A 15,011-nucleotide genomic window follows, 5' to 3' on the forward strand; every position below is an offset into this window, starting at 1 on the left:
GTCGCGCGCGAACGGCCGGGGGCGCCCCTGCTGGTCCTGACGCCGAAGCGCGAGGCGGCGCGGCGCATGGGGCTGCTGTGGGGCGCCCATGCCGTGCCGACGAAGGACATCGGCAGCTTCGAGGAGATGATCGCCAAGGGCAAGCGCATGGCGCTGCGCCACGGAATCTGCAAGGCGGGCGCCAAGCTCGTCATGATGGCGGGGGTTCCGTTCGGCACGCCAGGCTCGACCAACGTGCTCCATGTCGCGACGCTGACCGGCGACGAACTGCGCGGATACAGCTGATCCGATTCAATTCGGCACAAAAGTTACCAGCCGATTCAGAAAATTTTCCGGTTGATTCAGATCGGGACGTTCAAAAATGGTAAATGGACTTTGCACCATTGACGGCGGGCGCCATAATTGGTGCAAGCAGTGCGTCGGACCCGCGTCGGGGGGATCGGCATCGCAAGTCCGGAGGTTGTTTTCGCGTGTCCGCACCGTTCCGTTTTCCGCGCTTTTTCGTGACCAGCCCTGCGCCTTGCCCCTATCTGGAGGGCAAGACCGAGCGCAAGGTGTTCACCGAACTCAGCGGCAACACCGCGAACGAACTGAACGACGCGCTCGGCCGTATCGGGTTCCGGCGCAGCCAGTCGGTCGCCTATCGCCCGAGCTGCGCCGATTGTTCGGCGTGCGTGTCGGTGCGCGTCTGCGCGGGTGAATTCGTCCCCAGCAATTCGCAGAAGCGCAACCTGCGCCGCAACGGGGATCTTGTCGCCACGGCGTGCAAGCCTTGGGCGACCGAGGAGCAATATGCGCTGCTTCGCTCCTATCTGGGCTCGCGGCATCCGAACGGCGGCATGGCCGACATGGACGAGCAGGATTTCGCCGACATGGTCGAACAGACCCCGGTCGATTCCTATATGATCGAATATCGCGAGCCGGCCGCGGACGGCGGCAAAGGCCGCCTTGTCGGCTGCTGCCTGACCGACCGGCAGGGCGACGGGCTGTCGATGATCTACAGCTTCTTCGACGCCGCACATCCGATGCGCGAGGGGCTCGGCACCTATATCATCGGCGACCATGTCCAGCGTGCGGCACGGGCGGGTCTGCCCTATGTCTATCTCGGCTACTGGATCGAAGGGTCCGCGCGCATGGCGTACAAGGCGCGCTTCCGCCCGCTTGAGCGGCTGGGCCCCGATGGCTGGTCGCGGTTCGAGCCGACCCCGTCCGAGCGCATTGCCGCGATGTTCGAACTCGCCTGAGATATGGCGTCGACGTTCGCCCGTTGACGCAGGCGCTTTTCCATTTCATTGAATGCAAAGGGGAATTTTGAGGCGGGGACGATAGGAGACGACCTTGTTTCACACCCGTGCCGCCGCGAAATCCCTGTTTCCCGCCCTCGCTGCCAGTCTTGTCCTTGCCGCCGCGCCGCTGGCCGCGCAGCAGCGGGGCGGCACGGGGACGCGCGACGGCGCTGCCGTCCATGGCGTCGAGCAGGTGCACCGGATCGATTGCGGAGGGCGTCCTGCCGAAGTGTCGGGATCGGACAACCGCATCGATTTCGTGGGCGACTGTCCCGGCCTGACCGTCAACGGCGTCGACAACGAGATCAGCATCGTCCTGCGTCCTGGCGCCCCGCTCAGCGTCTCGGGCGTCGATAATGTCGTGACGTGGCGCGTGAATGGCAAAGGCAAGCCGCGCGTTTCAGTCCAGGGCGTCGACAACAGGGTACGGCCCTCGTCATAGGTTACCGGGCTCGGCAGCCCGCCGTCTCGACAACCGAGTTGCGAACGTCTCGCAGTACCGCCTCGCCGGTTGACCTTTTCCCGCTTTCAAGGGCATAGCCTTGGGCCCAGGACATAAGTCCGGGTCGCATCCGTAGTTGTGGTCGCTTGGGGAAGCGATTGGGGGGAATGGGGTGCCCGTGCGTGCGTTCACCAGCATCTTGAGCGTGGATAATTGCCTCGGTCGCGAGAGTGCGTCCGCGTGAGCGAGGCCGTCAAAGTCGCGATCATCGGTTCGGGGCCTGCAGGGCTCAGCGCGGCATCGCGCGCGGCCCAGCTGGGGCTCAGCCATATTCTCCTCGAAAAGACCGATCATCTGTCGGACACGATCTTCAAATATCAGAAGGGCAAGCGCGTGCTCGCGACGCCCGAACGGCTCGACCTGCGCTCCGATTGCCGTTTCGCCGAGGGCGCGCGCGAATATATTCTCGCCAACTGGGACGAGGACGCCGCGAACAACAAGGTCCAGGTCGCGTATCACGCCGACGTCGCCGAAGTGACCGGCGAAAAGGGTGCCTTCGTGATCAAGACCGCGAAGGGCGACGTCTACAGGGCCGAGAATATCGTGCTGGCGATCGGCACGCAGGGCAATCCGAACCGGATGCGCTGCGAGGGCGCCGACCTGCCGCACATCATCTATCAGGTCGACGACCCGGAGGATTTCAAGGACAGGCATATCACCGTCGTCGGATCGGGCGACGCGGGGATCGAGAATGCGCTCGGCGTCGCCGAGGAAGCGCTGGAAAACACCGTCACCATCCTCAACCGCTCGAAGGATTTCGCGCGCGCCAAGGCGAAGAATGTCTCCGACATGATGGAGGCGGGCGAGAACGGTTTCATGTCGATCCGCACCGAAACGCAGCCGAAGAAGGTCGAGCCGGGCTGGCTGACGCTCGAAACGCCGACGGGCGAGGAAAAGATCGAGTGCGATGTGATCGTTGCACGGCTGGGTTCGGTCGCTCCGCGCGGTTTCGTCGAATCGATGGGGATCGAGTTCACCGGCCCTGATCGCGAAGCCTTTCCGAAGCTGTCGCCGACCTTCGAGACGACGGTGCCCGGCATCTATGTCATCGGCGCGCTCGCGGGCTATCCGCTGATCAAGCATTGCATGAATCAGGGCTACGACGTCGTCGAGTTCATCAATGGCAACAACGCACTGACCCCCGCCGACGAGAAGGATCTGGCAGCGATCTTTGCGGGATTGCCCGGGCAGAAACCGGTCAGCGAATGGCTGGAATATCTGCGCGAGCGTGCCACCATCTTTGGCGACGTTTCCCCACTGCAGATGCGCGAATTCATGCTCGATTCGAAGGTCGCCTTTTATCGCAAGGGCGAAGTCGTGTTCGAAAAGGGCGAGCCGGGTTCGTCGCTCTTTGCGATCGCCGACGGTCATGCCGAAGTCGAGGTCGGGCCCGGCATCACCGTGCCGATCGAGCAGGGATCGATCTTCGGCGAGGTCGGGCTGATCTCGGGCCGCAAGCGCGGCGCAACGATCCGCGCGGGCGAGGACAGCATTTTTGTCGAGGTGTCGCGCACCGCGGCGCTCAAGCTGATGGCCGCAGTGCCGGGCGCAAAGCGCGTGATCAACCGCATCTCGCTCGAGCGCCAGCTGCTGCAAATCTTCAAGGGCGGCCTGACCGTCCCGGATCTGGCAGAGGTGGTCGACACCGCCGAAGTCGAGCGCGTGCCCGCGGGCAAGGTGGTGCTGACCGAGGGCGAGCAGGGCGATGACGTCTATGTCATCCGTTCGGGATCGATGGTGGTCGAGAAGGATATCGGCGGCAAGCCGATCTTCCTCCGTTACCTGCCGGCCGGCAGCTTCTTCGGCGAAATGGGCGTGCTGAGCGGCGCGCCGCGCAATGCCACGGTCAAGGCGGCGGTCGGCGCCGAACTGATCAAGCTGACCGGCGAAAGCTTCCGCAAGATGCTCGCCGTGCGGCCGCAGGTGCGCGAGGCGACCGAAGCGGCGGTGGCCGAGCGCGCAGCGATGAACAGCTTCATCGAATCGCGCAAGGCAAGCTATTCGAGCGCGGTTGACCTTTATTCGGACACTGCGAGCTTCATCATGAAGGAGGGGCTGGGCGAGGCGACCGATGCGCTGCTGATCGACGAGAATCTGTGCGTCGGCTGCGACAATTGTGAAAAGGCGTGCGCCGACAGTCATGAGGGTCTTTCGCGGCTCGACCGCGAGGCGGGCAAGACCTTCGCCCACCTGCATGTCCCCACGAGCTGTCGCCACTGCGAACATCCGCACTGCATGGCCGACTGCCCGCCGAACGTGATCCACCGCGGCCCCGATGGCGAGGTGTTCATGGAGCCCGGCTGCATCGGCTGCGGCAACTGCATGCGCAACTGCCCCTATGGCGTGATCCGCATGGAGTCGGCGCCGCCGCAAAAACCAGGTCTGCTGCGCTGGCTGCTCACCGGTTTCGGCCCCGGCCCGGGTGAGCCGTCGCCCAAATGGACGAAGCAGCAGCTGGGCGACGAGAAGCCCAAGAAGATCGCGGTCAAATGCGACATGTGCAAAGGCATTTCGGGCGGCCCCGCATGCGTGCGAGCGTGCCCCACGGGCGCCGCGATCCGCGTGTCGCCCGAAGAATTCCTGTCGATCGCGCGGCTCGACGAGGCCACCGACTGATGGCGTCGTTGGTTCCCAGAAGGCTTTTGGGCGGTCGGTCGAAGGCAACGCAGATCGAGCGCGTCCGCGAACGGCGGCACGAAGGCTTCCTGCGCTATGCCGGGTTTCGCTGGGCGAAGATTTCGGGCGGGCTCTGCCTGCTCATCATCGTGAGCTACGCGCTGGTCGACGTCACGCCACGGCATAATGGGGGAAGCTGGTACGGCTATACGCTTGGCACGATCGGGGCGCTGCTGATCCTCTGGCTGACCGCGCTCGGCTATCGCAAGCGCAAGATGACGAGCAGTCACTGGTCGTTGAAGGCGTGGACCTCGGCGCATGTCTATCTGGGGTTCAGCCTCATCGTCATCGGTACCTGGCACACGGGATTCCAGCTCGGCTGGAATGTCCACACGCTGGCGTGGGCGCTGATGATGCTGGTGATCCTGTCGGGTCTTTATGGCGTGATCGTCTATACGACGCTGCCGCAGGCGCTGTCTAACAACCGCGACGAGATGACGCAGATGCAGATGCTGGAGGCGATCCGCGCTTTCGACCGCCAGCTGCATAGCGCCGCACAGCCGCTGATACCCGCCGACACCGCGCCGGTGCTGGCGGCGCTCGACGAGGACCCGTTTGCGGGCGGCGTCAGGGTGCGACTGTCGGGCCGCTATCCGGATTGCGCGACGGCGGCGGCGCTACGCGCGCTGTCGGTTTCGACCGGCAGCGACCGTGAAGCGCGCGAGAAGGTCGTCGGACTACTCAAGCAGAAGGAAGCGGCGCTCGTCCGTCTGCGCAAGCATCTGCGCATTCGCGCGCTGCTCGAAATCTGGCTCTATGTCCATGTGCCGCTGACCTTTGCGTTGATCGCGGCGCTGTCGGCCCACATCATCAGCGTCTTCTTCTACTGGTGAGGCGGGGACGATGAGTTTCATCCTGCGCCGCATCTCGACAACGAAGACCGGCAAACAGATCGTCCGCGATCAGGCGCTGCCCGGCGACACGATTACGCTCGGCCGCGAGGGCAGCAACGACATCCACGTCGCCGACCTTGCGGTCAATCCGCACCATGCAACGATCGGCAGCGCCGACGGCCGCCATGTGCGCGTCGCCGCGCTCGAGGGTCTGGGGTTCGATTTCAACGGCCGCGCTGTCGATGCTGCCGACATCGACAGCGCGGCGGGTGCCGAATTGCGTTTCGGCGGCCACCGGCTGACGATCGCGCGCGAGGAAGACAGGATTATCCTGCTCGTCGAGCGCATCGACGAACTGTCGCAATCGTCGAAGGACGTCGACGAGGCCAAGGCCTTCTCGCTTGCCGGCGTGATGCCCGGCAAACGCATGGGGGCTTGGGTTTTTGGCCTGTTGATGCTGCTCGCCTTCCTGATCGGGCCGATCTGGGCGTGGTACAGCTACAGACAAGTGAACGAGCGCCCCGACGGCTATCACGCCGACAGCGCCTGGCTCTCGGGCCCGTTGTCGAGCGCGCACGCGAGCCTGAAAAACGACTGCCAGTCGTGCCATGTCGAGCCGTTCGTCGCGGTGACCGACAAGGCGTGCGTCGGCTGTCACACGGGCGAGCACAAGGCGATGAGCATGGCGCATGCGGGCGCGCCGGCCGCGATGCTGCTCGCCGCGCGGCATCCGCCGGGGGTGGGCGAGCGGGTCCTTGCGGGCTTCGCAAAGACCTTCAACAAACCGCAAGGTCGCTGCGTCGAATGTCATACCGAACATGAGGGCGCGGGGCCGATGGCTGCGACGCCGCAGAAATTCTGCGCCGATTGCCATGACGGCATGTCGGCGCGGCTGAAGACTGCAGGGCATCCGACGACGCTCGCCGATGCCGGCGATTTCGGCACGAGCCATCCGGAGTTTCGCCCGCTGGTCCGACCCGCGGCTGGCGGCAAGCTGGTGCGTACGACGCTCGCCAAGGGCATTGCCGATTACAACGGCCTCAAATTCCCGCACGACATGCATTTGCAGGCCACCGGCGGCGTCGCGCGCATGGCAGCGAGCTTCCGCGGCCGCCATGACTTCGGGAAGAAGCTCGAATGCGAAAATTGCCACCGTGTCGAGGCCGACGGGGTGCGCGTCAAACCGGTCGAGATGGAGCGCGACTGTGCGATGTGCCACAGCCTCGCCTTCGAGACGGTCGGCGGTGTGACCCGGACGTTGCGTCACGGCGAGCCCGGCCAGGTCGTTGCTGACCTCACCGCTTATTATCGTTCCGCGCCGCCTGCACGGCCGCTCCAGCTTGGCGGCATGCAGCGGCGACGGCCGGGCGCCTATGCCGAGGGGCAGGTCTACAACATCTATTTCAACGAAGTCGCGACGCGGCCCAGCCGGGCGCAAGATGCCGTTCGTGCGGTCTTTTCGAAGGGCGGTGCGTGCTACGACTGCCACACGATCTTCGCGCCGCAGGCCGGGAACAGCTGGCGCGTCGCTGCCGTCGACCAGACACCGCGTTACCTGCAAAAGGGTTGGTTCGACCATGACGCGCACAGGGAAACCGCCTGTGCCGATTGCCACACCGCGGCGCCCGCTTCGAAGGCGTCGACCGACCTGCTGGTCCCGGGGCTGCGGCAGTGCCGCGACTGCCATGTCGGCGAAGGCGGTGCGCGCATGGTGAAGGTCGAAACTGCAACCGAATCGCCCTGTGCGATGTGTCACGAATATCATTCGGATGGCGGAAAACCGTGGATGCCGCCGCGCAGAGCCAAGAAAAATACGGCGGCAATTACAAATAAACGTCTTGGCGCTAGCTATGGTGTGAGCATGATCACAGGAACCGGGGGGCGGGGCCTTTACGATGTGACGTGGCGCACACCTTCCTTGCACGGGGCAAGGCGGGGCGGGTGAGGTTTTGGTGGCCGGGACCAGCCGGCGGGAAACGGGGGACGGATATGCTGATTGCCCAGATCACCGATATCCATATCGGGTTCGATCCGGACAATCCGGCCGAATATAACCGCAAGCGGCTCGACGAGGTGCTCGACCTTCTCATCGAGGGGCCGAACCGGCCCGACCTCTTGCTCGCCACCGGCGACATCACCGATCGCGGCGATGAGGACAGCTATCGCCGGCTCGCGGAGATTTTCTCGCGCTGCCCCTTTCCGGTGTGGCCGAGCGTCGGCAATCACGACCTCCGCGACAATTTCCACGCGCACTTCCCGGATTTCGACGACGGCAACGGCTTCATCCAATATGCGATCGAGCTTCCCGAACTCAGGCTGGTGACGGTCGATACGCTTGAGGAAGGACGCCACGGCGGTGCCTTTTGCGACCGGCGTGCCGCCTGGCTCGATGCCGAATTGTCCAGGGACAAGATCAAGCCGACCTATATCGTGATGCACCATCCGCCGGTCGAAAGCGGGATCGAATGGATGAACACCGATCCCGATGAGCCGTGGGTAGGCGTGTTCACCGACGTCGTGCGCCGTCATCCCCAAGTTCGCGGGCTGATCTGCGGCCACCTTCACCGGAGCGTTACCGTCGCATGGGAGGGGCGCACCATCGCGATCTGCTCGTCGACCGCGCCGCAGGTGTCGCTCGACCTGAGGCCCATCGACGAGAACAGGCCCGACGACCGCCCGATGATCGTTGCCGAGGATCCGGCTTATGCGCTGCATCGCTGGAACGGGCGCGAACTCGTCAGCTTTTACGATCATGCCGGCGCGCGCACGATGCTCGCCAAATATGACGAGCGTTTGCAGCCGCTGGTGCGCGAGTTGAAGGCCGAGCGGCCGGGTCAGTAACCCAGCGTCAGATCGACGCGCGGCTCGACGGCCTCGCCCTTTTTCCAGCGCCCCAGATTTTCGAGGAAGCGCTGCGCCGAACGGATGAACATCTTGTCCTGCGCGCGGCCCGACAGGTGCATCGTGATGTGGGCGTTGTCGAGGCTCCACAGCGGGTCGTCGGCGGGGAGCGGTTCGGGGGTGGTGACATCGAGGAAGGCCGCGGCGATCTGCTGGCTGTCGAGCGCCACGACGAGCGCGTCCTGATCGACGACGCTGCCGCGCGCGATGTTGATCAGCGTTGCGGTCGGCTTCATCGCCGCCAGTTCCGCCGCGCCGATCATGCCGTCGGTTTCGGGGGTCGCGGGGACTGCGAGGATCACCCAGTCGAAATCGCCGAGCCTGGCTCGCCACTGGTCGGGCGTGAGCGTGTTCTCGCCCGGCGACCGGCGCACGACGGTGACGGCGACCGCGAACGCCTTCAGCCGTTCCTCGATCAGCTTGCCGATCGCGCCATAACCAAGCAGCAGCGCCTTCGACCCGAACAGTTCGACCTTGCCCGGCGAGTCCATCAGCCATTCGCGGCGTTCCTGTGCGCGAACCACGTCGCGATAGCCCTTGGCGATGGTCAGCATCCCCATCACGACATATTCGGCGATCGTGATCGCATTGATCCCCGCGCCATTGGTGACGATGGTGCCGCGTTCGTGAAGCAGGTCGAGCGGCATGCCGTCGACCCCGGCGTAGATCGAGTTCAGCCATTTGAGGTTGGTCGCGGCAGAAATCACCGCGGCCATATCCTTCTTGTCGTACATGTCGAACCAGCCGATCTCGGCTTCGGGCGCCAGCTCGAGCGCTTCCTCCTTCGACTGGAAGAAACGCGGTTCGACCCAGTCGGGCAGGCGGTCTTCGACGAGCGGACGGATGAGGCCCGAGAGGACGGTGACGGTCTTGGTCATGGATTTCCTACTGCTGAAATGCGTGCCAGCCCGCCCACGCCAGCGGGACGAGGCCGATCAGATCGACGAGCGCGATGGTGGCGAGCGGGGCGGGGCGCCCATATGCCTGATAAAGGAACAGAAAGCCGAGCATCGAGATGGCGGCGAGCAGCGTCGCGAGCTTGCGCCCGCCGGGGTCGAACGCCGCCCACACGCAAGCAACGAGCACGGCGAAAAACAGCGCCGCGCGGTGGTGCATGAGCACAAAGACCGGGCTGTCCGGTGCCACGCCATAGAGCCGCGTGATCAGCGTTGGCCGGAACAGGGCCAGCGCCGGGATCAGGTGGGCAAGACCGACAAGGAGCCAGCAGATCAGTTGCGACATGCAACGAGGCTAGCATCCTGCAAGGCGGGGACAAGTCCCTAGTTGGTTTCGAGCCGCCAATCCCAGCCCAGCGGGTCGCCGTCCATCACCTCGACTCCATTGCTTAGCAGGGTGTTTCGTGCCTCGTCGGCTTGTGCGAAATTCTTCTGCTCGCGCGCAAGCTGCCGAGCTTCAAGCAACTCCGAGATTGCTTGTTCGTCGACTGTTGCAGCTTTCGGACGCACGCGCAGGTCTGCCCGCTTGTTTAGGAGAAGATCGAGGCCAAGCACTTGATCGAGAGTGGCGATAAGGTGCCAACGAAGCTGATTGCTTATTGTGGGATCGCCCAAAACGGCTTCGATCACTAGCAGAGCTTTTGGAGTATTCAGGTCATCCGAGATAGCCTCGTCGAAATCTTGCAGATAGCCGAGTACTTCCGTTTCGTTCCATTTTTCACGAGGTATCGGTTCAAAGCGGGAAGGCGAATCCACAGGTAATCCAGCCTGTTGGAATTCTTTCCACATTTGAACTTCAACGGCCTTGTACATCCTTTTTAGCCGCGTCAGCGCGGCGCCAAGGCCCTCCCAAGAAAACTCCAGCTCGCTGCGATAATGCGCCTGCAGGCACATCAGGCGATAGGCGAGGGGGTGGTATCCCTTGTCGATCAGAAGCTGCACGCGCAGGAACTCGCCGCTCGATTTCGACATCTTGCCACTACGGTCGACGAGGAAATTATTGTGCATCCAGAAACGCGCGCCGCTCGCATCGCTGCAGCTGTGCGCCTGGTTCTGCGCGATTTCGTTCGGGTGGTGGATCTCGCGGTGGTCGATGCCGCCGGTGTGGATGTCGAATGGGAAGCCGAGCAGCGCTTCGGACATCACCGAGCATTCGAGGTGCCAGCCCGGCGCGCCGCGGCCCCACGGCGAATCCCATTCCATCTGGCGCGTCTCGCCGGCGGGCGTCTTGCGCCAGATCGCGAAGTCGGCGGGATGGCGTTTGCCGTCGACCGGATCGATGCGGCTCTCGCCCTCATCGGTCCCGTGGCGCGCGAGGCGACCGTAATCGGCGACGCTCGTCGTGTCGAAATAGAGGCCGCTTTCGAGTTCGTAGCAATGCTTGCATGCGATCGCTTCGGCAAACTCGATCATCTGCGGGACATAGTCGGTTGCAATCGACCAGTGCGCGGGCTGGCGGATATTCAGCGCCTTGATGTCGGCCCAATAGGCCTCTGTATAATGTTTTGCGATATCCCAGATCGACTGGGCTTTTTCGGCGGCAGCCTTCTCCAGCTTGTCCTCGCCGGCATCGGCGTCGTCGGTCAGATGGCCGACGTCGGTGATGTTGATGACGTGGGTAAGCCTGTACCCCTTATACGACAATGTGCGGCCCAGCGTGTCGGCGAAGACATAGGCGCGCATGTTGCCGATATGCGGATAGTTATAGACCGTCGGCCCGCAGCTATAGACGCGTGCCTCGCCGGGGTGGACGGGCTCGAATGTTTCGAGACTGCGCGTCAGGCTGTTGAACAGCTTCAGCGGGCGGGCATGGGCGTCGGTCATATCCGCGCCCATGCCTTGGCTTCCCGGTCTGCGTCAACCGAAACGCGGCTTAGGGTCAGGACCCTAGTCGCCCGGTGTCGTCCAAAGGTCGTCGTTGCCGGCGCCGGTCACCGGATCGTCGACCAGCGGTTCGCCGCTGAGCGGATCGAGGTCGCGCATCGTGATCAGCGGCGTCGGCAGATTATTGCCCTCTCCCTCACCGTCGGAATCGGCCTCTTCCTCGATCACGTCCTGAACGGGGAAGTTCGTGCCTGCATCGACCGCAACCGTCGTGCAGGCGGTCGGGTTGGCGATCAGGCAGCCGTTCAAGGTCGACCGGGAGTTGAAGCCGCCCGCCGCGCCGCTCGCCTGAACGATCGACAATGTGGGGAGGACGTCGAACCCCGTGACCTGACCGTTCGGACCCAGATATACGCCGTTGACGACGATCCGCGGCTGTCCTGTCGTCACCACGGTGAGCCCGCCCTCGCCGAAGCTGAGCCCGCGCCGCTCGCCGAAATCACTGCCGGCGCCGCTGTTCTGGACATAGAAGCCGCCCGCGACCTGCGCCCGGATGCCGCGCGCAAAGAGCGCGCCTTCGTCGAGCACCACGCCGTCATTCTGGGCGAGACGTGCGTTGATCGCATCGATCGTCGCAGCGTTGCCGACGGCGGCGATCGCCGCCTCGGTCGCGACGATCACGTCGTCGGATATCAGGTCGAGCCGCCCGCCCGGGGCATCGCCGTCGCCGAGCAGTCGTACCGTGCCGCTGCCCAATATGATTTCGAGCGCATCATCCGCGGCAAGGGTCAGGCCGTTCGCGTCGGTCAGCCCGGTCAACCGGACATCGCCGATCACGCGCATCTTGCCCGGGGTGCGAAGCGTGAGCGTGCCGTTGGCGCCAAGGTTCGAGTTCGACCCCCCGCCGGTCATGGTGAAGCCGTCGACGATCATGTCGGGAGGGGCCGCCGAGCCGACCGACGTGACGCTGACCGCCTGCACCTCGGGCGCAAAGATTTCGATCCCGGTGCCATAAAGGCGGGTCAGTTCGTCGGCGTCGATATGGTAGCCTGCGACATTGGCAGTCGGAGCGCCGCCGACGAAGGTCTGGTTGTCGTCGTTGTTGTTGGCCACCGACACTTGCTGCGTGACGCCGGCAGTCCCGACGCGCGCCGCCGATCCGATCGCGATGTCGGCGGACGCGAGCGCGATCGACTGGCCGGTGATGACCCCGCTGATGCCGAGCGATGCGCGCGCGGTTGCACGGAGGTTGCCTGCGACCGCCACCGTATCGAGGTTGAGGAACCCTCCCGAATTTTCGAGGATCGCGTTGGCGGCGGTCAGATTGCCGATCGTCATCGCTTCGCCTTGGGTCGCAAGATCGGCCGTCCCGGCGATATTACCCGCCGCGACCGAAAAATCGCCGCTGCTGCGGATATAGGCATCGCCGACCTCGGTGGTCAGCGTCGTGAACTGCATATCGCCGCCGCCTTCGATGCGGATTGCGTCGGCACTGGCGCTGATGGTGCCCGAGGCGAACAGGCTGCCGAGCCGGATATCGCCATCGCTGCTGTCGAGGCTGATCGTCCCCAGTGCGTTGACCGCATCGGCGGCGACACCGGTGGTTCCTGCCAGCGCCACATTATTGCCCTCGACCCCGGTAACGTCGATCGCCGTGCCCGCGGTCAGCGTCGCGTCGCCGAGCGCGCGGATGCCCCCACCCGTGATCCCTGCCGACGAATTGACGGTGACCGTGCCATCGGCGCTCAGCGCGGGAACGGCGTTGCCGCCCGATCCGGTCAGCGCCGCGAGCGTGACGTTCTGGGCATTGATCGTCGCGTTGCGTCCCGCCGCGACGGTGCCGGTCAGGTTGGCAAGACCCGCCGCCTCGACCGCGATGTCGCTGAACGCGTCGAGACCCGCGAGCGTCGTCGTGCCGCCCTGTGTCCGGATGCTGCTGTCGCCCCCCGTCGTCCCGAGCCCGAGCGTGGTCGCGCCGTTGACGGCGATGCTGTTCGCGGCGTTGAGCAGAATGTCGTCGCCCGCCGACAGCATCGCGGCGTCGATCGCGCCCGCGGCGGAGGCCATGACGATGTCGGCGCCGTTGATACCGTCCGTGCCTTCGCCGGCGCTGATGATGAACGTCGGGCTGCTCGATGACGAGTCCGCCGAAAAGCCGAGAATATGCGTGTCGGCGCCGGCGCCCGTCGTGCTCACATCGACCGCGGTGATGTTGCCGGGCGCGCGGACGGTGACGTCGTCGCCGGCCGTCACGCCGGTCAGGCTGGCCGTCGTCCCGGCAATTACCAGAATGTCTTCGCCCGCGGTTCCGCCATCGACCGACGCGGCGAGTTCGGCGCTGACGCCGAACATGCGCGCGGCCGAACTGTCGGTCAGCGCCGCGTCGCCCGCCGCGACGACGAACAGATTGCCTTCCGTAGAGATGCCGTTTCCGTCGACATAGCCCCCGCTCGCCCGGGCCGATGCCGTGATATTGCCGCCCGAATTCAGGAAGATGTCGCCGCCCGCGACATAGGTGCCGGCAAGGTCGGCGGCGGAGAAGATCGAAATCGTGCCGGCGACGGCCGCGTCGTTCACCGAAACGGCCCCGCCATTGCTGAAGGCGAAGAAGGACATATCGCCCGTGACGGTGCCGGAAAGCGCGATGCTGTTGCCGAACAGGTTGATATTCCCGCCCGCGGCGATCGACCCGCCGCTTATGCCTTCGGCGCCCGCGGTCATTCCTTCCGCCGAAAGGCCCACCGAAAGGCCGGCGTTGATCGTGTTGAAGGCGATCGACTGCCCCGATACCTGAACGAAGCCGCCTGCGGTCGAATTGCCGAGATCGATCGCGCCCGGTGAGGTGAGGACGATATCGCCGCCGGTGATGATCGAGTTGAGCCCGGTGCGGAAGCTGCCCGCCGTTGCGGTGAAGTCGTCTGTCGCCTCGGCATGTTCGACGCTGGCGGCACCGTCGCTGCTGATCGTGATGTTGCCGCCTTCGAGCCGGTCGACACCGATCGAGCCCGCCGCGCCGGTGGTCGCAAGCGACAGTATATCGCCAGCCGCGAGCGTGCTTCCGGGCGCGCCGCTGATGCTGTTCAGCGCGGTAGCGGTCAGGCTGTCGCCTGCACGGATCGTCGGTGCCGCGCCTTCGCGAAGGTCGTGCCGGACGTCGATCTGGTCGCCCGCGTCGATCGTCAGGGAGCCGTTGACGTCGAAAATGCCGTCCGACTGCGCGTAGACGCCGACCGAGCTGTCGGTGGTCAGCGTGACGTCGCCCTCGCTGGTGATCGAGCCGCCGTCGAGCGCGGCAAAGATGCCGGCCGGCGCAACGTTGGTGTCGTTGTTGGTCGGCGCTGCGGTGCCGAATGCCGTGGCGTCGAGTCCGGCAAAACTCAGATTACCCTGAGCGCGCAGTTCGATCCGGCCGGCGGCGTCCCCGCTCGCGGTGATGTTCGTCAGGCCGAGCGCGATCTGGCCCGGGCCATCGAGACCGTTCAGCGCTTCGATCGCGACGCGGCCCCCGCGCGTATCACCGAAAGTGCCATCGGCGCCGTCCGCGCCGCCGCCCCGGCCAATGCCGCCGAGGCCGGTTTCGCCCGACACGCCGCTGGCGTCGATGTCGACATTCTCGCCATTCGACGTGATCGTCCCGCCGTTGGCAAGCAAGCGCACCGTGCCGCCGGTTCCGGTCCCGCCATTGCCGCCGTTGCCCGCCTGCGCCTCGGCGTCGAACGCGCTGTCCGATCCCGCGCCGCCCGCACCGCCGCGGCCGAGGCTGCTCAGCAGGACGCTGTTGCCCGAAGCGAGGCCGAGCGTGATGGTCGCGCCTTCATCGGCGACGGTTTCGATGGCACCGCCCCGGCCGTTGCCGCCATTGCCGCCCGATGGTGCGGCGAGTTCGAACGATCCGAAGCCCAGCTGTCCCGCGCCGCCATCGCCGCCGGTCCCCTCGCTGGTGAAATTGTTTTCGAGGACGGTCAGACCCGCACCGGCGCCGTTGGCGCGCATGCGTGCGGTCCCGCCGGTGCCATTGCCGCCATTGCCGCCG

At 65.1% G+C, this 15,011-nt stretch carries 11 protein-coding genes; 7 read left to right on the plus strand and 4 right to left on the minus strand.

From position 1 onward, the window contains the following. The 7 genes from VN047_RS15140 to VN047_RS15170 all read left to right on the plus strand — a co-directional run. Positions 1-285 (plus strand): pyruvate kinase alpha/beta domain-containing protein (locus VN047_RS15140; protein WP_325544072.1); only part of this gene is annotated, 285 nt, incomplete at its 5' end. 185 nt (positions 286-470) lie between these two features. Continuing rightward, on the plus strand, positions 471-1,244 hold the full coding sequence (locus VN047_RS15145) for an arginyltransferase (RefSeq protein ID WP_325544074.1): 774 nt from the start codon (positions 471-473) through the stop codon (positions 1,242-1,244). Between the two features lie 94 nt (positions 1,245-1,338). Then, positions 1,339-1,728, plus strand: coding sequence for a DUF3060 domain-containing protein (locus VN047_RS15150; RefSeq protein WP_325544076.1), 390 nt, complete (start codon positions 1,339-1,341; stop codon positions 1,726-1,728). Positions 1,729-1,968: 240 nt separating this feature from the next. Continuing rightward, entirely contained in the window at positions 1,969-4,404 is a 2,436-nt protein-coding gene (locus tag VN047_RS15155; protein WP_325544077.1) for a cyclic nucleotide-binding domain-containing protein, read from the plus strand. Beyond that, positions 4,404-5,297 carry a hypothetical protein gene (locus tag VN047_RS15160; protein ID WP_325544079.1) on the plus strand — a complete coding sequence of 298 codons (894 nt, stop codon included), beginning with the start codon at positions 4,404-4,406 and terminating at the stop codon, positions 5,295-5,297. The genes VN047_RS15155 and VN047_RS15160 overlap by 1 nt, the downstream gene beginning before the upstream one ends. Positions 5,298-5,307: 10 nt before the next feature. After that, positions 5,308-7,242 carry a cytochrome C gene (locus VN047_RS15165; protein WP_325544081.1) on the plus strand — a complete coding sequence of 645 codons (1,935 nt, stop codon included), beginning with the start codon at positions 5,308-5,310 and terminating at the stop codon, positions 7,240-7,242. A gap of 44 nt (positions 7,243-7,286) precedes the next feature. Next, positions 7,287-8,138, plus strand: a complete 852-nt coding sequence (locus VN047_RS15170) for a metallophosphoesterase (protein ID WP_325544083.1) — start codon at positions 7,287-7,289, stop codon at positions 8,136-8,138. Here the strand turns inward: VN047_RS15170 and VN047_RS15175 are convergent. The 4 genes from VN047_RS15175 to VN047_RS15190 form a co-directional block, all read right to left on the minus strand. Further along, a complete protein-coding gene (locus VN047_RS15175) occupies positions 8,132-9,076 on the minus strand; it encodes a D-2-hydroxyacid dehydrogenase (protein ID WP_325544085.1) in 945 nt (314 codons plus the stop codon). The genes VN047_RS15170 and VN047_RS15175 overlap by 7 nt on opposite strands. A 7-nt stretch (positions 9,077-9,083) precedes the next feature. Then, the gene (locus tag VN047_RS15180) at positions 9,084-9,440 is read right to left on the minus strand and encodes a hypothetical protein (protein ID WP_325544087.1); all 357 of its coding nucleotides are present in this window, start codon (positions 9,438-9,440) and stop codon (positions 9,084-9,086) included. Positions 9,441-9,478: 38 nt separating this feature from the next. Next, positions 9,479-10,978 (minus strand): cysteine--tRNA ligase, encoded by a 1,500-nt coding sequence (gene cysS / locus VN047_RS15185; RefSeq protein ID WP_325544089.1) that lies wholly within the window; start codon positions 10,976-10,978, stop codon positions 9,479-9,481. Between the two features lie 63 nt (positions 10,979-11,041). After that, positions 11,042-15,011: beta strand repeat-containing protein (locus tag VN047_RS15190; RefSeq protein ID WP_414712717.1), on the minus strand; the 3,970-nt coding region annotated here is incomplete at its 5' end.

The organism is Sphingopyxis sp., from assembly GCF_035565275.1.
Classification (GTDB): Bacteria; Pseudomonadota; Alphaproteobacteria; order Sphingomonadales; family Sphingomonadaceae; genus Sphingopyxis.

Bases quoted from the DNA above. Each gene is read 5' to 3' on its own strand.
- cysS (WP_325544089.1), bottom strand. From the start codon at position 10,978: ATGACCGACGCCCATGCCCGCCCGCTGAAGCTGTTCAACAGCCTGACG.
- VN047_RS15165 (WP_325544081.1), top strand. From the start codon at position 5,308: ATGAGTTTCATCCTGCGCCGCATCTCGACAACGAAGACCGGCAAACAG.
- VN047_RS15160 (WP_325544079.1), top strand. From the start codon at position 4,404: ATGGCGTCGTTGGTTCCCAGAAGGCTTTTGGGCGGTCGGTCGAAGGCA.
- VN047_RS15175 (WP_325544085.1), bottom strand. From the start codon at position 9,076: ATGACCAAGACCGTCACCGTCCTCTCGGGCCTCATCCGTCCGCTCGTC.
- VN047_RS15170 (WP_325544083.1), top strand. From the start codon at position 7,287: ATGCTGATTGCCCAGATCACCGATATCCATATCGGGTTCGATCCGGAC.
- VN047_RS15180 (WP_325544087.1), bottom strand. From the start codon at position 9,440: ATGTCGCAACTGATCTGCTGGCTCCTTGTCGGTCTTGCCCACCTGATC.